At 38.5% G+C, this 18,649-nt stretch carries 25 protein-coding genes and 1 riboswitch; of the genes, 14 read left to right on the top strand and 11 right to left on the bottom strand.

Annotated elements, in window-relative coordinates:
- Window positions 1–11 precede the first annotated feature (11 nt).
- Window positions 12–956 carry a nucleoside hydrolase gene (locus WKH56_RS31585; RefSeq protein ID WP_028412584.1) on the top strand — a complete coding sequence of 315 codons (945 nt, stop codon included), beginning with the start codon at window positions 12–14 and terminating at the stop codon, window positions 954–956.
- A gap of 34 nt (window positions 957–990) precedes the next feature.
- Here the strand turns inward: WKH56_RS31585 and WKH56_RS31590 are convergent, their stop codons facing one another.
- Genes WKH56_RS31590 through WKH56_RS31600 form a run of 3 tightly spaced genes read right to left on the bottom strand, consistent with a single transcriptional unit; the run spans window position 991 to window position 3,265 of the window.
- Window positions 991–1,725, bottom strand: coding sequence for an amino acid ABC transporter ATP-binding protein (locus WKH56_RS31590; RefSeq protein WP_013081645.1), 735 nt, complete (start codon window positions 1,723–1,725; stop codon window positions 991–993).
- 30 nt (window positions 1,726–1,755) lie between these two features.
- Window positions 1,756–2,460, bottom strand: a complete 705-nt coding sequence (locus tag WKH56_RS31595; RefSeq protein WP_013055275.1) for an amino acid ABC transporter permease — start codon at window positions 2,458–2,460, stop codon at window positions 1,756–1,758.
- Window positions 2,444–3,265, bottom strand: coding sequence for an amino acid ABC transporter substrate-binding protein (locus WKH56_RS31600; RefSeq protein ID WP_034268043.1), 822 nt, complete (start codon window positions 3,263–3,265; stop codon window positions 2,444–2,446). Before WKH56_RS31600 ends, WKH56_RS31595 begins: the two co-directional genes overlap by 17 nt.
- A 323-nt stretch (window positions 3,266–3,588) precedes the next feature.
- Between WKH56_RS31600 and WKH56_RS31605 the strand changes: the two genes are divergently transcribed.
- From WKH56_RS31605 to thiD, 9 genes are all read left to right on the top strand, one after another.
- Window positions 3,589–4,005 (top strand): fluoride efflux transporter FluC, encoded by a 417-nt coding sequence (locus WKH56_RS31605; protein ID WP_481861972.1) that lies wholly within the window; start codon window positions 3,589–3,591, stop codon window positions 4,003–4,005.
- Window positions 4,006–4,392, top strand: a complete 387-nt coding sequence (gene crcB, locus WKH56_RS31610) for a fluoride efflux transporter CrcB (RefSeq protein WP_028412580.1) — start codon at window positions 4,006–4,008, stop codon at window positions 4,390–4,392.
- A gap of 51 nt (window positions 4,393–4,443) precedes the next feature.
- Window positions 4,444–4,659, top strand: a complete 216-nt coding sequence (locus WKH56_RS31615) for a hypothetical protein (RefSeq protein ID WP_013055279.1) — start codon at window positions 4,444–4,446, stop codon at window positions 4,657–4,659.
- A gap of 158 nt (window positions 4,660–4,817) precedes the next feature.
- Window positions 4,818–4,919: riboswitch (TPP riboswitch) on the top strand.
- Between the two features lie 121 nt (window positions 4,920–5,040).
- Entirely contained in the window at window positions 5,041–5,664 is a 624-nt protein-coding gene (locus WKH56_RS31620; RefSeq protein ID WP_028412579.1) for a thiamine phosphate synthase, read from the top strand.
- On the top strand, window positions 5,648–6,775 hold the full coding sequence (gene thiO / locus WKH56_RS31625) for a glycine oxidase ThiO (RefSeq protein WP_028412578.1): 1,128 nt from the start codon (window positions 5,648–5,650) through the stop codon (window positions 6,773–6,775). Before WKH56_RS31620 ends, thiO begins: the two co-directional genes overlap by 17 nt.
- Window positions 6,772–6,975 carry a sulfur carrier protein ThiS gene (gene thiS, locus WKH56_RS31630; RefSeq protein ID WP_028412577.1) on the top strand — a complete coding sequence of 68 codons (204 nt, stop codon included), beginning with the start codon at window positions 6,772–6,774 and terminating at the stop codon, window positions 6,973–6,975. The genes thiO and thiS overlap by 4 nt, the downstream gene beginning before the upstream one ends.
- Window positions 6,976–6,980: 5 nt before the next feature.
- Window positions 6,981–7,748, top strand: a complete 768-nt coding sequence (locus tag WKH56_RS31635; protein WP_013055283.1) for a thiazole synthase — start codon at window positions 6,981–6,983, stop codon at window positions 7,746–7,748.
- Window positions 7,745–8,764 carry a thiazole biosynthesis adenylyltransferase ThiF gene (locus WKH56_RS31640; protein WP_028412576.1) on the top strand — a complete coding sequence of 340 codons (1,020 nt, stop codon included), beginning with the start codon at window positions 7,745–7,747 and terminating at the stop codon, window positions 8,762–8,764. Before WKH56_RS31635 ends, WKH56_RS31640 begins: the two co-directional genes overlap by 4 nt.
- Before the next feature lie 22 nt (window positions 8,765–8,786).
- The gene (gene thiD / locus WKH56_RS31645) at window positions 8,787–9,596 is read left to right on the top strand and encodes a bifunctional hydroxymethylpyrimidine kinase/phosphomethylpyrimidine kinase (protein WP_028412575.1); all 810 of its coding nucleotides are present in this window, start codon (window positions 8,787–8,789) and stop codon (window positions 9,594–9,596) included.
- A gap of 30 nt (window positions 9,597–9,626) precedes the next feature.
- Here the strand turns inward: thiD and gpmA are convergent, their stop codons facing one another.
- A complete protein-coding gene (gpmA, locus tag WKH56_RS31650; RefSeq protein WP_028412574.1) occupies window positions 9,627–10,352 on the bottom strand; it encodes a 2,3-diphosphoglycerate-dependent phosphoglycerate mutase in 726 nt (241 codons plus the stop codon).
- 181 nt (window positions 10,353–10,533) lie between these two features.
- Here gpmA and WKH56_RS31655 point away from each other — a divergent pair, with 181 nt between their 5' ends.
- Entirely contained in the window at window positions 10,534–10,731 is a 198-nt protein-coding gene (locus WKH56_RS31655) for a hypothetical protein (protein ID WP_016762958.1), read from the top strand.
- 38 nt (window positions 10,732–10,769) lie between these two features.
- Here the strand turns inward: WKH56_RS31655 and WKH56_RS31660 are convergent, their stop codons facing one another.
- Window positions 10,770–11,390, bottom strand: a complete 621-nt coding sequence (locus WKH56_RS31660) for an NAD(P)-dependent oxidoreductase (protein ID WP_243495369.1) — start codon at window positions 11,388–11,390, stop codon at window positions 10,770–10,772.
- Window positions 11,391–11,574: 184 nt separating this feature from the next.
- Here WKH56_RS31660 and WKH56_RS31665 point away from each other — a divergent pair, with 184 nt between their 5' ends.
- Window positions 11,575–12,840: a hemolysin family protein gene (locus WKH56_RS31665; protein ID WP_028412572.1), complete on the top strand. Its 1,266-nt coding sequence runs from the start codon at window positions 11,575–11,577 to the stop codon at window positions 12,838–12,840.
- 65 nt (window positions 12,841–12,905) lie between these two features.
- Here WKH56_RS31665 and WKH56_RS31670 read toward each other — a convergent pair whose 3' ends face one another.
- Entirely contained in the window at window positions 12,906–13,124 is a 219-nt protein-coding gene (locus WKH56_RS31670; protein WP_013055290.1) for an alpha/beta-type small acid-soluble spore protein, read from the bottom strand.
- Here WKH56_RS31670 and WKH56_RS31675 point away from each other — a divergent pair.
- Both WKH56_RS31675 and WKH56_RS31680 read left to right on the top strand, forming a co-directional pair.
- Complete coding sequence (locus WKH56_RS31675; RefSeq protein ID WP_155404575.1) at window positions 13,118–13,270, top strand: hypothetical protein; 153 nt, start codon at window positions 13,118–13,120, stop codon at window positions 13,268–13,270. The two genes, WKH56_RS31670 and WKH56_RS31675, sit on opposite strands and share 7 nt — an antisense overlap.
- Before the next feature lie 146 nt (window positions 13,271–13,416).
- The gene (locus tag WKH56_RS31680; protein WP_034268022.1) at window positions 13,417–13,659 is read left to right on the top strand and encodes a hypothetical protein; all 243 of its coding nucleotides are present in this window, start codon (window positions 13,417–13,419) and stop codon (window positions 13,657–13,659) included.
- 23 nt (window positions 13,660–13,682) lie between these two features.
- On the opposite strand, the gene WKH56_RS31685 is transcribed toward WKH56_RS31680, so the two are convergent.
- From WKH56_RS31685 to WKH56_RS31705, 5 genes are all read right to left on the bottom strand, one after another.
- Window positions 13,683–14,792, bottom strand: a complete 1,110-nt coding sequence (locus WKH56_RS31685; RefSeq protein WP_025752961.1) for an ABC transporter ATP-binding protein — start codon at window positions 14,790–14,792, stop codon at window positions 13,683–13,685.
- Between the two features lie 139 nt (window positions 14,793–14,931).
- Window positions 14,932–15,834, bottom strand: coding sequence for a PucR family transcriptional regulator (locus WKH56_RS31690; protein ID WP_048020602.1), 903 nt, complete (start codon window positions 15,832–15,834; stop codon window positions 14,932–14,934).
- A 29-nt stretch (window positions 15,835–15,863) separates the two neighbouring features.
- Window positions 15,864–16,073, bottom strand: coding sequence for a YheE family protein (locus tag WKH56_RS31695; RefSeq protein WP_028412569.1), 210 nt, complete (start codon window positions 16,071–16,073; stop codon window positions 15,864–15,866).
- Between the two features lie 66 nt (window positions 16,074–16,139).
- Entirely contained in the window at window positions 16,140–17,300 is a 1,161-nt protein-coding gene (locus tag WKH56_RS31700; protein ID WP_028412568.1) for a YheC/YheD family endospore coat-associated protein, read from the bottom strand.
- On the bottom strand, window positions 17,297–18,646 hold the full coding sequence (locus WKH56_RS31705; protein ID WP_310884172.1) for a YheC/YheD family endospore coat-associated protein: 1,350 nt from the start codon (window positions 18,644–18,646) through the stop codon (window positions 17,297–17,299). The genes WKH56_RS31700 and WKH56_RS31705 overlap by 4 nt, the downstream gene beginning before the upstream one ends.
- Between the last annotated feature and the right edge of the window lie 3 nt (window positions 18,647–18,649).

The following is an 18,649-nucleotide window of genomic DNA, read 5'->3' on the forward strand; positions in this document are numbered from 1 at the left end:
GGAGAAGAGACATGAGCACAAACATATATTTTAACCATGATGCAGGGATTGATGATTTAGTATCCCTTTTTTTACTGCTGCAAATGGATGATGTAAAGGTAACGGGGGTATCTGTCATTCCTGCTGACGGATACTTAGAGCCAGGTATCAGCGCAAGCCAAAAAATTATTGATCGTTTTGGAAGTTATGATATCGAGGTAGCCAAATCTACTTCACGTGGTATGAACCCATTTCCAAAAGAATGGCGCATGCATACGTTTTATGTAGATGCACTGCCAATTTTAAATGAAAAAGGGAAAGTGCAAACAAAAATAAGTCAGCTGCCTGCTCATGATCATTTAATTGAAACATTGCAGCACACAGACGGAAAAACGACTTTATTATTTACAGGACCGCTAACTGATTTGGCAAGAGCACTTGAAAAAGCGCCTGAAATAGAAGAGAAAATTGATAAGTTAGTGTGGATGGGCGGTACATTTCAAGAAGTAGGAAATGTGCAGGAGCCTGAACATGATGGAACGGCGGAATGGAATGCTTTTTGGGATCCAGAAGCAGTAGCAAGAGTATGGGAAAGCAGCATTAAAATTGAGATGGTTGCTTTAGAAAGCACGAATCAAGTTCCATTAACGCCGGCTATTCGCCAAATGTGGGCTTCACTTCGCAGGTATGAAGGAGTAGACTTTGTAGGGCAGTGCTACGCGGCTTGCCCGCCGCTTGTGCATGTTGAAACCAATTCGACTTATTATTTGTGGGACGTACTCACAACAGCATTTACAGGGAATTCAACACTTGTGAAGGTAAAAACCGTTTCGAGTATTGTGTATACAGAAACACCAAGACAAGGAAGAACAGAAATTTCTGAAGAGGGACGACCTGTAGACGTCGTGTATGACGTCACAGCTGAAGCATTCTTTACGTACATTACAGATTTAATGAAAAAAGCAGTAGCCAAATAAAGAAAAAGGTTGCACGTGAAAATGTGCAACCTTTTTAATGAATCATATTCAAGAATTGACGTGTCCGCTCTTGTTGAGGATTTGAAAATATTTGATCCGGTGTACCTCTTTCCATAATGACACCTTGATCCATAAAAATAACTTCATCTGCTACTTCACGGGCAAAGCGCATTTCATGAGTTACCACCACCATCGTCATTCCTTCTTTTGCCAGGTCTTTCATCGCTTGAAGAACGTCTCCTACAAGCTCAGGGTCAAGAGCTGAAGTAGGCTCATCAAATAGCATAACTTTTGGGTCCATCGCCATTGCTCTGGCGATGCCAACACGCTGTTGTTGTCCGCCAGACAGCTGGAAAGGGTAAAAGTCGAGCTTATCGCCTAAGCCAACGCGTGTTAACAATTCTTTACCTCTTTTTTCTGCCTCTTGAGTAGAAACGCCTTTTACAATTACAGGACCTTCCATAACATTTTCAAGCGCACTTTTATGAGGAAATAAGTTATAGTTTTGAAAGACCATACCTGTTAGGCTTCGAAATGAAGTAATGTCTTTTTTACGAACAGGTTTGGTGAAATTCATGCTTTTTTTATCAAGTTCAATCGTGCCGTCTGTTGGGATTTCTAAAAGATTTAAGCAACGTAAAAAAGTAGTTTTACCCGATCCAGAAGGACCAATTAATACAATTACCTTGCCCTGTTCAACTTCTAAATCAATCCCTTTTAATACTTGCAAATCACCGAATGATTTATGCAAATTTTTGATATTAATCATATGAAAAACTCCTTTAGCTACTCGAAACGGTTATTTAGATACGTAACGATCTAGTCTTATTTCAATGCGTCCTTGGATAATGGATAAGATTGTACACATAATCCAGTACAAGAGCGCTGCTTCACTATAAAGAAGTAAAAATTCATAGTTAGTCGAAGCAATTTCTTGAGCTTTACGGAACATCTCAGAAACAAGAATAAGCGATGCAAGTGACGTATCTTTAATAAGGCTAATAAAAGAGTTAGATAATGGCGGAATCGATACACGTGCTGCTTGCGGTAAAATAATCCGTCTTAACGCTTGGGAATAGGTCATACCAAGTGAGTAGCCAGCTTCCCACTGTCCTTTAGGAATAGATTGAATCGCTGCTCGGATAATTTCAGATGCATACGCACCTACACTTAATGAAAATCCAATAATAGCAGAGATAAATGGGTCAATTGTTATATCTAAATTGGGTAAGCCGTAGAAAATAATAAATAATTGCACAAGCAGCGGTGTACCTCGAATAATCGATACATAGATGCGCGCAATTATATTTAAAACTTTTATAGATGATAAACGAGCCAAGGCTGTTAAGACAGCTAAAATGATACCGAGTACAAACGTGATTAATGTTAGTGGAATAGAATATTGAATAGCTCCCTTTAGCATTGGTAAGAGAGATGATTGAGCGATTGAAATCAATTGATTCAATCGCTCTCCATCAGGAAAAATATTATTTAGGAGAAACATCTTCGCCAAACCATTTCTTAGAAATTTTTGCGTATGTTCCGTCTTTTTTCATATCTTTCAATGCTTTGTTTACTTTATCCACTAACTTACCGCTGTCTTTTCTAAACATAAAGCCGCTTGCAGCACCATCGGATTTTTCATCCGCGATTTTGATAGGTGCGTTAGGGTGCTTTTTCTTATAGTCAAGGAACGATAATTTATCGTTGATTGTAGCATCAACACGGTTTGCGCTCATTAGTTCTACTGCTTGAGCAAAACCTTCAGCACTCGTAATGTTTGCACCATAAGATTGAGCCATGTCTTTGTAGTTACTTGTTAATGACTGTGCTGATTTTTTTCCTTTTAAATCTTTAAATGATTTGATATCTTTTTCGTCTTTACGAACAATTAATACGGCGCCTGACTGGATGTATGGGTCAGAGAAATCGTATTTCTTTTGACGATCTTCACGAATACCCACTTCATTAGCAATCATGTCAAAGCGTTTAGCATCTAATCCGGCAAACATGCCATCCCACTGTGTTTCTTTGAACTCAGCTTTTACGCCAAGACGTTTAGCTACTTCTTGAGCCAATTCTACATCAAACCCAGTTAGCTTTTGTTTGTCATCATGAAAAGTGAACGGAGGGTATGTACCTTCAGTTCCAATTGTTAATACGCCATCTTTTTTCACTTTATTATATAAATCCTCTTGTGAAGATTTATTGTCTCCATTGTTTGCTTCATTTTTTGAGCTAGAACCGCATGCGGCAAGCACAACTGTGAAAGCTAATAGTAGCGACAAAAGTGCAGCAAATTTCTTCATTTTCTAAACCCCCTAGTATTCTGATAGGAAATGATACTCTGTGATACTAAACAAGAACACAGCAAAAGTCAACAAAAAAAACTTATACGATTAATGTGACTTAAAATAAGGGAAATATACCTTCTATACACGGTTTGTCATAAGGATACAGAAAGATTTTAAAATTTGGATTAAGTGGATTTTTAAGGGATATTTGAGGAGTAAAAAGGAAGTTTCATGCGACGATTTTCTCTTTCATTTTTTCATGACTTTTGGTGCAATAAACATATAGTTAAATGTTAAGGTAGAAATAAATTCCTTATGGTACACTTAAAGAAGAATTTATGAAACGGAGCGATATGATGAAAGCCATAAACTTAATCTCAATTGCCTTTGGTGCTATCGCTGGTACATATGCGCGTTATTTGCTAAATATTTCCTTATTATATACGGGCTATCCAATAGGAACGGTAATTGAAAACCTATTAGGAAGCTTCATACTAGGCCTATTAACAGGATTTTTTGCGTGGAAAAAGCCAAAAGAATGGATAAAGCTTGGACTAGGAGTTGGCGTGTGCGGCGGTTTTACAACGTATTCAACCTTTGCAGGAGACGTCATTTCTCTCACTCAGCACCATTTATTTTGGGGAGCCATTTATGTCATTGTCTCTTTAGTAGGTGGAATCCTTCTTGCTTTAGCAGGCTATCTATGCGGTGAAGCGGCAGGGAAAAATTTAGTGAAAGTACATGAGGTGAAGTAAATGAGCATAGTGAGCTTGGCACTTGGCGGGGCAGCTGGAGGAATATGCCGTTATCTTTTGGGTTTAAAAGTTACAAAAACAGTTTCAAACCCTCCTTTTCCAGTCTCAATGCTGTTTGTAAACTTGCTCGGTGCGTTTGGGCTTGGTCTTTTTTACGGTAGTTATTATGGAAAGGTTCCGAGTCATGCTTATGATGATTCAATATTTTTAATGATTGGCATTGGGTTTTTTGGTGCCTTTACCACTTTTTCAACGTTTAGTGTGGAAACCGTACAGTTAATTCGGGAAAAATCTTATCGGAAAATGTTGGCGTACGTGGGGATTTCAGCATTTGGAACAGTTGGTTTATTTACAGTCGGTTTACTGGCAGGAACGTTTTTATTATAAGTAAAGAGAACGTTTCTAGTAGGGAAAAACAAAAAGACGGAGAAGTAGAGAATGGATAGAAAAGCAGAAGTTTGGAAATACATTTTGTTGATTGTAGCTGTTGCAGGTCAGATCATTGGTTTTTTATTTTTATTTATAAATGTTGTGGCGGCATTTATTTTTTACGGTTTTTATATTCTAACTTTTATTATGTTACTCCTGCTGTTTATATGGGATCGGAAAAAGGAAAAAGACAAAGAAGAATTTGACGACTATACCGATTACTAACTATATAAAAAGCAGAATGATTCGGTGCGCCGGGCCTCTTAGTAAAGAAGCTTAAAAGATACATCTATAAAAGGAAGAGAGCCGTAAGAGCATAAAGAGATATTGTATTTACATCTAGTTGTGTTATAATTTTAAGTGCAAAAACAAAATCAATAAATAGCAATCACTAGGGGAGCTTTTTGAAGCTGAGACGGATGTATTTCGGACCCTTTGAACCTGATCTGGTTTGGACCAGCGTAGGGAAGTGGCGATCATGTTTACATAACGATGCATGCTAACCACTCTACGTTGTAGAGTGGTTTTTTGTATGTAATAAAGCCCTCTGCACAAGATGAAGTGATTGAAATTTCTCTTTATTCTGAATGGAAAGGTTTCGATCATGTGGATATTCCTAAATTTCATGTCATTACAACAGATAAGCAGCCAATCGAAGAGCTTCAAAAAATTTTAACGGCTATCGCGCCTTTTGCGGGCGCCATTCATATTAGAGAAAAAAAGAAAACGGCAAAGCAGATTCAATGTTTACTAGAAAGCCTACCATTTTGTCGCTCTAAAATTATTGTGAATGACCGAGTTGATGTAGCGCATGCTTTAAAAGCAAAAGGTGTACAGCTTGCCTATCATAGTTTAGACGTTTCGTTTGTTATAGACGCATTTCCTTCTCTTATTGTTGGAAAGTCAGTTCACTCTGTGGAAGAGGCTTTAGAAGCTGAAAAAGATGGTGCTCACTACATTTTATACGGACATATTTATTCAACACATTCAAAAAAAGAATTAAAAAGTCGAGGGATAGCGGCACTAAAAGAAGTAGTAGACGCTGTGCAGATACCGGTTATTGCCATTGGAGGAATTACACCTGTAAATGCCAAAGAGGTACTTCAAACAGGAGCACACGGTATAGCCGTGATGTCTGGTGTCATGCTTGCGCAAGATCCCCTGAAAGCGATTAAACAATATTCTCATATATGGACATCTGGAGGTGGAGAAAATGAAGCAGCATTATGATGTACTGTTAATCGGAGGAGGTATAATCAGCTCTTCTATCGCTTATCATTTGTCAAAACAAGGAGCGTCAGTAGCTATTCTTGAACGCAATCAAGTTGGTTGTGAAGCTTCAAGTGCAGCCGCTGGTATTTTAGGTGCTCAAGCTGAAATTGATGAAGAAGGTCCTCTTTTAGACCTTGCTATTAAGAGCAGAAGCATGTTTCCTGAACTGGTGAAGGAACTAAAAGAAAAAACGGCTATCGACGTAGAGCTCATTCAAAAAGGCTTATTAAAAGTCGCTGTAACAGAAGAAGATGCACACGTATTAAAGAAAAAAGCCGCTCAGCACCACCGGTGGGACAAAGATGTAAGATGGATCGATGTAAAAGAAGCGCGTTTGTTAGAACCCGGGCTCTCTCCAGACATATACGGAGCCATTACAATACCGGGAGACGGCCAGCTAGCTCCGGCTAAGTTAACACAAGCTCTTGCTCATGGAGCCTTGTATCACGGAGCAGATGTATTTGAATACTGTGACGTTCACTCTCTTATTATGGAAAATGAAACAGTAAAAGGGGTACAGACGTCCAAAGGCTCTTTTTATGGAGAAAAAGTAGTGATTGCAGCAGGCTCATGGGCTAAACGCTTTATTTCTTCTGAACATTTAGGCGAGGTGTTTCCTGTAAAAGGAGAGTGTATTGCTCTGCAAAGTCATAAGCCCCTGCTTTCTAAAACGATTTTTTTAGATGAAGGTTTTTACTTAGTCCCTAAGACTGGTGGAAGAATCGTAATCGGGGCAACTAAGCTGCAGCATGATTTTACTAAGACCGTTTCTGCACAAGGTATTCAATTTTTGCTGAATAAAGCTTCTGCGCTTCTGCCGGCCATTAAAGAAGCCACATTTGAAAAAGCATGGGCTGGTCTTCGTCCACAAACAAATGATGGCTGGCCTTATTTAGGAGAGCACCCTGAAATAGCGAATCTGCACATGGCTTTTGGCCACTACCGAAACGGTATTTTATTAAGCGCTGCAACTGGAAAAATTATGGCTGATGCTTTGTTAGGGAAAAAGCCAAATCATTCATTCTTTACATCATTTCAGCTAACGAGAGCAATGGAGGGAGTTCATTGAATCTAATTATTAACGGTAAGACCGTCACTGTCGGAGATGAAATTGAAACGGTCGAGCACTTGCTGCAGGCTCAGAGTCTGCATGAGCGAGTTGTAATTGTTGAATTAAACAAGAATATTTTGCAAAAAGAAGAACATAGCGATGCATGCTTAAAAGATGGAGATACATTAGAAGTTGTTTCATTTGTTGGAGGAGGATGAAGAGTATGTTAAAAATTGGACAATATACATTTAATTCACGTTTATTATTAGGAACAGGGAAATTTCCGGACTTTACGACTCAGCGTCAAGCGGTAGAAGAGTCGGAAACAGAAATTTTAACATTTGCTGTTAGACGAATGGATATTTTTGATCAAAATCAGCCTAATTTATTAGAAGCACTTGATGTGAAGCGTTTCACTCTTTTGCCTAACACTGCTGGAGCAAAAAATGCAGAAGAGGCCGTACGTATTGCTAAATTAGCAAAGGCTTCTGGACTTTGTGACATGGTGAAAGTAGAAGTAATTGGATGTGATAAGACGCTGCTTCCTGATCCAGTTGAAACATTAAAAGCTAGTGAAGAACTGTTAAAAGAGGGCTTTACCGTTTTACCTTACACATCAGATGATGTTTTACTTGCGCGTCGTTTAGAGGAGTTAGGCGTACATGCCATTATGCCAGGAGCGTCGCCTATCGGTTCAGGTCAAGGTATTATTAATCCGTTGAACATGCGTTTTATCATTGAACAATCAACCGTTCCAGTAATTGTAGATGCAGGTATTGGAACGGCTTCAGACGCAGCTCAAGCTATGGAGCTAGGAGCAGATGGTGTGTTATTAAATACAGCTGTTTCAGGAGCAAAAGATCCTGTGAAAATGGCTCGTGCTATGAAGCTAGCGATTGAGGCAGGAAGAGCAGCATTTGAAGCAGGACGTATTGAAAAGAAACAATATGCAACGGCAAGCAGTCCAACAGAAGGGATGAGTATCGGTTGATTAATCGTTATTCCCGCCAAGAATTGTTTCAACCTATTGGAAAAGGCGGACAGCAGCAAATTCAAGAAAAGCATGTTCTGATTGTAGGAGCAGGTGCTCTTGGAACAGGGAACGCCGAGGCCCTTGCACGAGCGGGAGTAAAGAAAATAACGCTCATTGACCGCGATTATGTAGAGTGGAGCAACCTTCAGCGTCAGCAATTGTATAGTGAAAAAGATGCTGATAAAAGAATCCCAAAAGCAGTTGCCGCTAAAAAAAGGCTTCACGATATTAATCATGATGTAAAAGTAGAAGCCCACGTAGCGGACGGTACCCCTCAAGTTTTAGAACAGCTTGTTGAGGGGGTAGATGTTATGATTGATGCAACCGATAATTTTGACACACGCCTTGTAATGAATGATTTATCACAAAAATATGATATTCCTTGGATTTACGGAGCATGTGTAGGAAGTTACGGAATTAGTTATACTATCATACCAAGTGAAACACCGTGTTTATCCTGTTTGCTTGAATCTGTACCGCTTGGAGGATTAACATGTGATACAGTGGGGATTATTAGTCCTGCTGTACAAATGGTAGTCGCTCATCAAGTAACAGAGGTGTTAAAAATATTAGTTGGAGACTGGAATGCGCTCAGGAGGGAACTTGTTTCGTTTGACGTATGGAAAAATGAGTATACGAGCATCAATGTGAACGTATTTCGCAAATCTGCTTGCCGCTCATGCGGCAGTGAACAAACGTATCCCTTTTTACAATATGAAAATCAAACGAAAACAGCTGTGCTATGCGGAAGAAACACGGTACAAATCCGTCCGGGCAAATCAGCCAAGCAGCCACTGCAGTCTTTAGGTGAACGATTAAAAGAAAAAGGATATAAAATTGAACAAAATCCGTATCTGCTTTCTTTTTATGTAGATGATTACCGTTTAGTGATGTTTCAAGATGGGCGCGTCTTTGTCCATGGAACAAACGATATAGTAGAAGCAAAGTCACTTTATCATCGGTATATTGGGTAAGAAAGAGATGGAGGTTTCAAGCATGACAGTACCAAAAGCATTAACCATTGCTGGATCAGACAGCGGTGGAGGAGCGGGCATTCAAGCAGATTTAAAAACATTTCAAGAGCGTGACGTTTTTGGCATGTCTGTTATTACAGCTGTGACTGCACAAAATACAGTTGGCGTTCAAGGAGTTTATCCTTTAGAAGTAGAAGCAGTTGAAACGCAGTTAGATTCAATTGCGACTGACTTATTTCCTAATGCAGTGAAGACAGGTATGTTGTTCAGTGCTGATATTATTTACGCAGTGGCTCGTAAAATCAAACAGCACGGACTGCAAAATGTTGTAGTTGATCCCGTTATGATTGCAAAAGGCGGTCAATCTCTTCTTCAAAGAGAAGCTATACAGGCGCTAAAAGAATTATTGCCCCTTTGTGAAGTCATTACGCCGAACATACCGGAGGCGGAAGTCATCACGGGGAAAGAAATTCACACGATTGAAGACAGAAAAGAAGCGGCAAAACAGATGCATGAGCTAGGTGTAAAGCACGTGGTAATTAAAGGCGGACATGACCAATCTCATCAGGATATGATTGATCTAGTGTATGATGGTCATACGTATGTTGAAATCAAGCATGAAAAGATGAATACAAAGCATACACACGGGACGGGATGCACGTTTGCTGCTTGCGTCACGGCTGAACTAGCGAAAGGCAAAAGCGTAGTTGAAGCAGTTCAAACCGCTTCGGATTTTGTTCACTATGCGATTAAGCATACGCTTGAACTTGGTTCGGGACACGGTCCTACTAATCATTGGGCGTATAGAAAATACTTTCGTTCAAATATATAAAAAAACGTGCCTACAATCTAGGCACGTTTTTTATGAAGAAGGAATATGTGTCGGAATTTCTCCATCGATGCCTAAATAATAATGTCTAATGGGCTTTAAATTATCATCAAGCTCATACACAAGCGGTACGCTTGTGGGAATATTCAAGTTCGCAATGCCATCAGGTGAAATGTTATCCAAATACTGCATCAGAGCTCTAATCGTATTACCGTGAGCGGAAATAATAACCTTTTTGCCAGCTTTAATAGAAGGAGCAATAGTTTTGTTCCAATATTCTAGAACCCGCTTTTCTGTATCGGCTAAGTTTTCCGTTACAGGAAATTGTCCCTTGGCTAATTCCTTATACTTAGGGTTGGAAGCTTCATAGCGAATATCTGTTGTCTCTAAAGCAGGAGGGCGTTCGTCCATCGACCTTCTCCACAAATGCACCTGCTCTTCTCCAAATTTTTTTGCGGTTTCTTCTTTGTTCAAACCTTGAAGAGCCCCGTAGTGTCGTTCATTCAGTCTCCAAGATTTATATACAGGAATCCACATGAAGTCCATTTGATGTAAGACAATCCATAGAGTACGAATGGATCGTTTTAAAACAGAAGTATAGGCGATATCAAAAGCATATTCGTTTTTCTTTAGCACTTTTCCGGCTTCTCGCGCTTCTTGCAATCCATTTTTAGAAAGGTCTACATCCGTCCAGCCTGTAAATTTATTTTCAAGGTTCCATACGCTTTGTCCATGCCTAATCAACACAAGTTTTATCATCATGTTCTCCTTTCAACAATGACTAAGGACTCTATTCTTTTTTATTATGAGAAGGAAAGTGTTTTTTATCCTAAAGCCGGGGAAAGGAGTTTTTAACATTTAGAAAAAGTGATGCTGAAAAGTAAAGCTTTAACTTTTTTACGCATATGATAAAAATAAAAAAGGGAAGGGAAGATAGTGGATGAGTGACCAAGAACGTCAGATTCAAGCGCTGCACGGCCAGATTGAAGATTTAAAAGAAGAAATGTATCAGATGAAGCTTGATATTAGCACATTAGAGAAAGAAAAAGGAAAGCCTGTTTTGACACCGGCTCTCGTTGGTCAAATAGGAGGTTTTGTTCTAGGTGGATTAGCTATAATTGGTATTTTTTGGATGTAGAACTTTTCGTTTTGAAAACGAAAAGTTCTCCTGATTTTTCAATAAGCAATTCCAACGCGGCATTTTGGGAATTTTTGAGCCCATATTTCATGGTAGGTAAAGTGAGCGGTATCTCCCGTTGAAATTTTAACGGCATCTGCTGGCAAAATATCTTTTTCCACTCGGTATGTGCCTGTTACTTCACCATCAGGCAAGTAGGTTGGGCATATAACGGTCCAGTTTAGGTCACTTTCCTTCAAGTGTAAGTATCCTTTTAAATGATCTTCTGCTGCTCTGGTCGTTTTACGCTTCGATTCATTTGATTGAAAACGATACTTTTCCGGTTCTGTCCGTGACTGTAAAATACCTGCAGTTCCGATAGTAAGAATACGATGAACCCCGTAATGCTTCATGCTGTTTATAATAAGCGGAATACTTTTTGAAATGGTCTCTGCACCATCTGTATTTAACGCGCTGACTACGATATCTTGGTGCTTGAGGGCAAAGCTGATATTTTCTTGATCAAGGACATCGCCTTGTAAGATATGTAGGTTTGGATGACTAATCTTTAGCTTATTGCGGTCTCTAACAAGTACCGTAACATCGTTTTCATCTTTTAGCATCATTTTTAATAAAGACTGTCCAACTCGTCCTGTTGAGCCAAATAGTAAAATTTTCATTGGTTGCACCCCTCTATAAAAGATAGTATCTATTCTTTAGAATATACAATTTGTATACTTATTCATAATAAAAAGCATGCGTAGCATAAAGTAATACAAAGTTGATGAAGAAAATATTCAACATCAAAAAAATTTGATATGATAAAAAGACAGAAAAATCAAAAAATAGGAGAGTGAATGTCTTTTGGGAGACTTGCCTCTGAATCAAATGATGATATTAGTCGTTTTGCTTATGTTATCAGCTTTCTTTTCATCTGCTGAGACAGCCTTTTCAAGCGTAAATAAAATTCGTTTAAAACATTACGCTGAGAAAAAATATCGAGGAAGTAAAAAAGCGCTGCATATTGCTGAACACTTTGAGCAGACGCTATCGACAATTTTAGTAGGAAATGTTGTCGTAAACATTGCTGCGTCCTCTTTGGCAGCTAAAATTGCCCTCGATGTGTTTAAAGGAAACCTAGCACTTGTGATTAGTATCATCGTTATGACCATCATCATTTTGATTTTTGGTGAAGTCTTACCGAAATCGTTAGCGAAAGAGCATGCCGAATCTTTTGCGCTGATGATTTCTTCCTTGTTATTTCTTATTATTAAATTATTAACCCCGATTTCCTTCTTATTTTTACAGGTGAGAAAAGGAGCTTCTCACTTGTTAGCGTCTGCTCCCACACCAACGATCACAGAAGATGAAATTAAAGTGATGGTAGATTTAAGCGAAGAAGAAGGAACGATTAATAATATTGAAAAAGAGCTAGTTCATCGCTCACTCAATTTTAATGACATTGTGGTGGGGCAAATTTTAAAACCTAGAATAGATGTCACAGCAGTTGACGTAAATGCTGATATTGATTCGGTTTGTCAAATGTTTCTTGAAGAGAGATATTCGAGAGTCCCTGTATACGAAGATCATATTGATAACATTATTGGCATTTTATCAGAAAGAGAATTTTTAACCTGTTTAGTCCAAAGAAAAGAGATTTTTATTCGTGATTTGTTGAGACAACCTATTTTTGTAGTAGAATCCATGAAAATATCTGTACTATTGCCAGAGCTTCAAAAAAGTAAGGTGCACATGGCAATTGTAGTTGATGAGTTTGGTGGAACGGCCGGTCTTGTGACCTTAGAGGATATATTAGAAGAAATTGTGGGAGAGATTTGGGATGAACATGATGAAGCTGTTAAGTATGTACATCAGATAGGGGAAAAGGAGTACGAATTTAACGCAGACATCCCTATTGATGAATTTTTAACCTATGTAGCAGTTAGTTCTCCTGACAGTACGTGCCATACCTTAGGGGGATGGATATATGAGCAGTTTGATCATATTCCTGCTAAAGGAGACTTTTTCTCATATGAAGAGATATTGTTTACCATTAAGGAAGTAGAAAATCGACGCATTCGCAAAGTTTCTGTAAAATCATTTGCGAATAAGAATGAGGAAGCTGATTAAAAGAAATTAGAAAGCGCTCCAAGAGATCTTGGAGCGCTAAAGCCATAATATGAAATTAGTTAATATTAGTACTTGCCGCCTAAGTTTTGCTCAGCTAATTGTACTAAACGTTTTGTGATTTCGCCACCAACAGATCCGTTCGCACGAGCTGTTGCATCTGGTCCTAAGTTTACACCAAACTCACTAGCGATTTCGAACTTCATTTGATCGATAGCAGCTTGAGCACCAGGCGCTACTAACTTGTTTGATGAATTTCTGTTTGATGCGTTTTGATAATTTGCCATGTGTATTCATCTCCTCGTTAGATAAAATAGATTTAATGGTTGAGTTAGCTGGAGTTGAACCAGCCGAGCAGATGCATCGATTAGATCTGCTTGCCTACCGCGGCGTAACTCAATGTTTGCGAGCTGTTGTGCTCGGTTGTTACTAGTATTATGGCGAAAGGGAAAAAAACATATACATAGAATTTTATTGGTAATTTATAGAAATTTTTGTGTGGAGTTTGATAAAGAGTAAGAGAGTTTTATTCCGTGCATATTATAGGTACATATTGATCAGGTAAAGCGAGGTGTGCGGATGTCGATTTGTTCTTTATGTAATGGGTTTAGTGATGTACAAATGACGTGCAAAGCATGTGGAGAAGTGCTAGGGGATATGGGAAAAGTCAGCGATTATTTTGATGATTACAGTGCTTACATGGAAATCGATCAGTTAAAAGTAGAAAATGGGTATCCTAGTGATTTAGCAAATCACCAATGTATTCATCTCTTTTACTGCTCTACTTGTCACAGTGAGGAATTGAAGCAAATACAGGAATAAAAAAAGACCCCTAAGGGTCTTTTTTATTCGTGTTCAGCACGGATGCGCTGTTCGGATTCTGCATCAAAGAAATGCGCTTTGTTCATATCTAATGCTAAGTCTAGAGACTGAAGCGGTTTAATATCTGTTCTTGAATCTACGCGTGCTACAAAATCTTGTCCGCCGAGTTTAGAATAAAGCATGGTTTCAGCTCCCATTAACTCGGATACATCGACTTTAATAGTAACTTTTGTGCCGGGTGAAGATTCAATAAATACAGGTTCATCATGGAAATCTTCAGGACGGATGCCTAAAATAATTTGTTTATTTAAATATCCTTGCTCGCGAAGTATTTTCATTTTACCTTCCGGAACTGCAAGAAGAGAATCGCCTACTTGAACCTTTCCGTCTTTTAACGTTCCGGTTAAGAAGTTCATAGCAGGAGAACCAATAAACCCGCCTACAAATACATTTTCAGGTTTTTCATATACTTCTTTTGGTGTACCAACCTGCTGGATAATCCCATCTTTCATAACAACCAGACGAGAAGCCATTGTCATTGCTTCGGTTTGGTCATGTGTTACGTAAATTGTCGTTGTACCCAAACGCTGGTGAAGCTTCGCAATTTCAGAACGCATTTGCACACGTAATTTCGCGTCTAAGTTTGATAAAGGTTCGTCCATTAAGAAGACCTTAGCATCACGAACGATTGCACGACCTAGAGCTACACGCTGACGCTGTCCGCCGGATAATGCTTTTGGCTTGCGCTCTAAGTATTGCTCAAGTCCTAAAATACGAGCGGCATCTTTTACGCGGCGTTCGATTTCATCTTTTGGTAATTTACGAAGTTTTAAGCCGAAAGCCATGTTGTCATATACGCTCATATGCGGATATAATGCGTAGTTTTGGAATACCATTGCAATATCGCGATCTTTTGGAGCAACGTCATTTACACGCTTGCTGTCAATATAAAAATCACCTTTGGAAATTTCCTCTAGCCCTGCAACCATACGAAGCGTTGTCGATTTCCCGCAGCCTGAAGGCCCAACAAATACAATAAATTCTTTATCTTGAATGTGAAGGTTAAAATCTTTTACCGCCGTCACATCTTTATCATACATTTTATAAATATGTTCTAAACGTAATTCAGCCATTTCCATTTCCCCCTTGTATGTACTCTGTGAAACCGTTTTCTTAACTCTAGTGTAATTTTTTTTAATGAAACGGTAAATGGCAAACATGCACAAAAAAAAGAAAGAGTTTTCGTGCACTATTTACGAAAACCCTTTCATTTTATTTTTTATCCTGTGAATTTTTTAACGCAAGAATAGCTAAGTAAGCAGACACAGCTCCTGTGAAGTGTTTGATATCAAGGTGTGTGCGATCAATAAATTTCTCAATTCTATACTGCAAGCTGTTGCGATGCATGTACAAATTCTTAGCAGCAAGAGATACGTTTAAATTACATTCTAAATAAACTTTAATCGTTTCTAAAAGATCTCCATCATCTTTTACTAAGTCAAGTAAATGTATCATATGATTTTGGATTGCCTCTGAAGACTCTTGCAGAACCAAATGGGGTAAAACGTCGGTAAAATGGATAACATGGTTTTGTTCGACTGTATGCTTAATTTGATAAAACCATTTCTTTTCACGCTCAAAAATTAATCGCGGTGAAGACGGAAAAAAGTGAATTTGTCCTTCAAAGAACTGAATTGAAGTTTCAAAATCATGACATAGCACCTCGATAGAATCTGATAAATTTTCAGTTAAGTCATTAGGATCATCAAAGGTTTCGATAACGATACCTGATTGTTTATCAATCCACAACACAGTAATCGAGGTAGAATACAAGGCGTGAAGCGCATTTTCAAACTCTATTTTTTGTTCAAACGAACGTTTAATTAAAAACTGGGTAAAGCGAAAAGAATGGTGCGTATGATGAGAGTGAATGACTTTTTCAGGTGCTTTAAATAACAGGTTTGACCAATACAATTGTTCTGGCGTCAGGAAAGAAACTTCCTCATCATAAGGCGTTAAAAAAGCAGAAAGTAATGCCTGCTCTTTTTGAGACAAAGCCGTGTGTTCAATTCCAATGAAGCCTTCATCACATGAAAACCATTTGTATCGTTCAAATTGAGAAGGGATTTTAGCCTTAATCATTTTATCCCCAAATAGTGTGTGCAGCTGTTTCATCTGTGCTCGTTCCCTTCGGTGAAAGCTTACTATTCATAAACGTGAAAAAGCATAAGCTCATGAATATAATCAATTAATTGTGTTTCATCTATTTGATTAGAAAGCGCAGTTTTCCATACAATTTGTCCATCTTTTAAATAATCAGCCTCGTAATAAACCCGATTCATATAAAACGAGATGTGCCAGCCCGGCATTCGATTATTTTGATACAGTGGTTTAACCTGAAAATGTGCAACCATAAAGAAAATCTCCTTTCTCAAGTAGTTATTATAAGCTTACCATGAGAAAAGGAGATGAAAAATCATTTAATCTAAAAATTTTGTTAATTTGTAAAATATGTTGCATATGTGTTTAGCACCTTGCGTTTGAATGTCTGTTTCATCAAAAATCATCGGTTTTGCATTCACTTCAAACAGATAATAATGACCTTGGACTGACTTTGCCATATCAAGAGAAAATTCTTCAATGAGAGGGAAGGACTTTTGAAGGACTTGCCCGCACGTATTTACAAAAGACGAAAGAAAGGAAGTATCTACTTCATCTTCAAGATCTTGAGAAGGTGAAATGCTTCCGCCGTTTAACGTATGTGTTGTAATGGAGTGATAGGGACTATGTCGAATACCGACGCCGCTAATAACATACCGGCTATCTTTGTGATGCGCTAAAATACGTAAGTCATAGCGCCGGTCTTTGAATGGCTGCGTCTCAATTGCTTCTTGAATGAGATAAGCAGACCTGGGAAGGTCAATTGCTTGTAAAGAAGAAAATTCTTCTTTGCGTGTATGATCTTGATAAATAATCGTATGCTTATCGGAAGATAATCGGAAAATTCCAGCGCCTTTACTGCTGTTAATAGGCTTAAAATAAAGAGAAGAGTGTTTTTGCAGAAGCTTAGCAATATCAATTTCTGGTGTTAAACGATAGGTTTTAGGAAGGTGAGAAGATAATAGTGGATGTTTTGAAAATAACTGATACACTTTCCATTTTGAAAAAAAAGCGGAATTAAAAAGGGGGATGTGCCTGCTTTTTATTTTTTTGTGTAAAGATTTCAGCTTTTTGGTTTCTGATTTTCTTCCTGGATAACGATTATATATAACGTTTGGCAGCGGCAAAGTTGTTTTGATCCACTGCTTTTTTGCCCCGTCAAAGCAATACCCTTCAAAGAAGTGATGAGACATTGTTTCTTCAGCGAATAAAGCAAGAAGCCCGCCTTTCTCTTGCAGGGTATGATGTAAGAGTTCTAATAAAGGACGCTGTTTTACATTCAGTTTTTCCAAAACAGCTTTGTTCGTTAAAACTCCCACAATAGGACCTGCTTTTTCTCCTTTTAAACGAAGAAAAGCTTGAGTAGAAGAAATACTTTGAGTAAAGGGAAGTTCAATTTCTTGAACTCCCCATGTGTAAGATGCTGAAGGATTATTATGAAACCACTGCTGCTTTTCTTTGTGATAGTAAATTGTAATCATATGCTGATGCCTTCAGGTGTATTTAGATAGTATCCAGATAAGTAAATCGCATATTCTAGAGAAAGTTTTCTAGTTTGTTGATCCGCTTTTCGTAAGGCAGGGTGTGAAAAAATAGAGCGACCGGGCTTAGAGTTAGCTTCAAACAGCCACACGTTTCCTTGATAATCCACTCCAAAATCGAATCCAAGCTCTCCAATTAATCCGTTCAACTTCTGTTCAAGTATATGACTAATTGAGATAGCGGCATCTTTTAGCTTATTTTCAATTTCTTTTTTGTAAGAAGGGTTAGTGAATATTTTGGCTGTAGCTTCAATTTCTCCGCCGTAATCAAGATGCGTAGTGATGCTGTTGGGACCGGCTACTTTAGCAGCTAGAGCAGTAAGCACCCATTGGTTATTCCCGTCTTTATTCGTATGCACGCGAAAGTCTACACAGCGCTTTTCTTTTTTGATTAATGAAATACCTTGCTGAGCAATGTATGAAGGATTAGTAAGTAAATATTCAAATTCTGATAATAGTTCCTCTAAGGTTTCTTTTTCTTGAACATGAAGACCTTTTTCTCCTTTGTAAGTCAGCGTGTACATGGAATCCTTAAAAGCTAGCGTATAAATGCCGCGGCCTAAGCTTCCGTTTTTCGGCTTTAAATAAACGGTTTGATGAAGAAGCAGAAGTTTTTTTATTTGCTCACACGAAGGACTTTCAACCGTGTAAGGTAACAAATAGGCTGTCTGCTCGTTCAGTTTTAAAAGCTCATGAATTTCCCACTTGTTGAAAAAATCAGGATTAAAAAATGGAATGCCGTAATCAGTCATCATCTTTTCTTTAATGAACTTAAAAGGAGCTAACCCCTCTGTTTTTCGATTTGGCAAACGGTTATATACAACGTTAGGAAGCGGGACTTCATGCTGTGTCCAGCCGCTTTCCTCGTAAAAATAGCCGTTTATGGTCCCGGTTTCCCAGTTGATATGATGAGTTCCAAAAATAAAAGGAAGTCCCCCTGTTATACTTGCAGTAGAAAGAAGTTTAGCTAAGTGAAGGGAACGCTTTCCAATTGGCCGCAGCAGAGAACCAGTAAAACCAGCTGATAACACACCAATTAAAGGTCCTAAGTGAATGGTCTCATTCACAATAATAGGGTGCATCATATGAGCGAAAGGAATTTGCAGTTTTGTCATTAGCTCAGCTGAAATCTGAATTTCTTCACATTCTGAAGATTGTATAAGGCATGGAGCTGTCATTGTTCCAAAAGCTGCTTGTTTCAAGGAGTCTTTGTAAAGAGATGCAGGAACAGAAAGATCGCATCCTAGCTGCTCTACTACAACAAGGCGAGTAAGAGTTTTTTTCATAGC

Source organism: Priestia sp. SB1 (assembly GCF_038898415.1).

Excerpts from the sequence above, each read along its gene's own strand:
- WKH56_RS31670 (WP_013055290.1), bottom strand. The coding sequence starts at position 13,124 with ATGGCAAATTATCAAAACGCATCAAACAGAAATTCATCAAACAAGTTA.
- WKH56_RS31600 (WP_034268043.1), bottom strand. The coding sequence starts at position 3,265 with ATGAAGAAATTTGCTGCACTTTTGTCGCTACTATTAGCTTTCACAGTT.
- thiD (WP_028412575.1), top strand. The coding sequence starts at position 8,787 with ATGACAGTACCAAAAGCATTAACCATTGCTGGATCAGACAGCGGTGGA.
- WKH56_RS31635 (WP_013055283.1), top strand. The coding sequence starts at position 6,981 with ATGTTAAAAATTGGACAATATACATTTAATTCACGTTTATTATTAGGA.
- WKH56_RS31680 (WP_034268022.1), top strand. The coding sequence starts at position 13,417 with ATGTCGATTTGTTCTTTATGTAATGGGTTTAGTGATGTACAAATGACG.
- WKH56_RS31585 (WP_028412584.1), top strand. The coding sequence starts at position 12 with ATGAGCACAAACATATATTTTAACCATGATGCAGGGATTGATGATTTA.
- WKH56_RS31660 (WP_243495369.1), bottom strand. The coding sequence starts at position 11,390 with ATGAAAATTTTACTATTTGGCTCAACAGGACGAGTTGGACAGTCTTTA.
- crcB (WP_028412580.1), top strand. The coding sequence starts at position 4,006 with ATGAGCATAGTGAGCTTGGCACTTGGCGGGGCAGCTGGAGGAATATGC.
- WKH56_RS31685 (WP_025752961.1), bottom strand. The coding sequence starts at position 14,792 with ATGGCTGAATTACGTTTAGAACATATTTATAAAATGTATGATAAAGAT.
- WKH56_RS31705 (WP_310884172.1), bottom strand. The coding sequence starts at position 18,646 with ATGAAAAAAACTCTTACTCGCCTTGTTGTAGTAGAGCAGCTAGGATGC.
- WKH56_RS31615 (WP_013055279.1), top strand. The coding sequence starts at position 4,444 with ATGGATAGAAAAGCAGAAGTTTGGAAATACATTTTGTTGATTGTAGCT.
- WKH56_RS31700 (WP_028412568.1), bottom strand. The coding sequence starts at position 17,300 with ATGATTACAATTTACTATCACAAAGAAAAGCAGCAGTGGTTTCATAAT.
- gpmA (WP_028412574.1), bottom strand. The coding sequence starts at position 10,352 with ATGATAAAACTTGTGTTGATTAGGCATGGACAAAGCGTATGGAACCTT.
- WKH56_RS31590 (WP_013081645.1), bottom strand. The coding sequence starts at position 1,725 with ATGATTAATATCAAAAATTTGCATAAATCATTCGGTGATTTGCAAGTA.
- thiO (WP_028412578.1), top strand. The coding sequence starts at position 5,648 with ATGAAGCAGCATTATGATGTACTGTTAATCGGAGGAGGTATAATCAGC.
- WKH56_RS31695 (WP_028412569.1), bottom strand. The coding sequence starts at position 16,073 with ATGGTTGCACATTTTCAGGTTAAACCACTGTATCAAAATAATCGAATG.
- WKH56_RS31690 (WP_048020602.1), bottom strand. The coding sequence starts at position 15,834 with ATGAAACAGCTGCACACACTATTTGGGGATAAAATGATTAAGGCTAAA.
- WKH56_RS31595 (WP_013055275.1), bottom strand. The coding sequence starts at position 2,460 with ATGTTTCTCCTAAATAATATTTTTCCTGATGGAGAGCGATTGAATCAA.
- WKH56_RS31655 (WP_016762958.1), top strand. The coding sequence starts at position 10,534 with ATGAGTGACCAAGAACGTCAGATTCAAGCGCTGCACGGCCAGATTGAA.
- WKH56_RS31605 (WP_481861972.1), top strand. The coding sequence starts at position 3,589 with ATGAAACGGAGCGATATGATGAAAGCCATAAACTTAATCTCAATTGCC.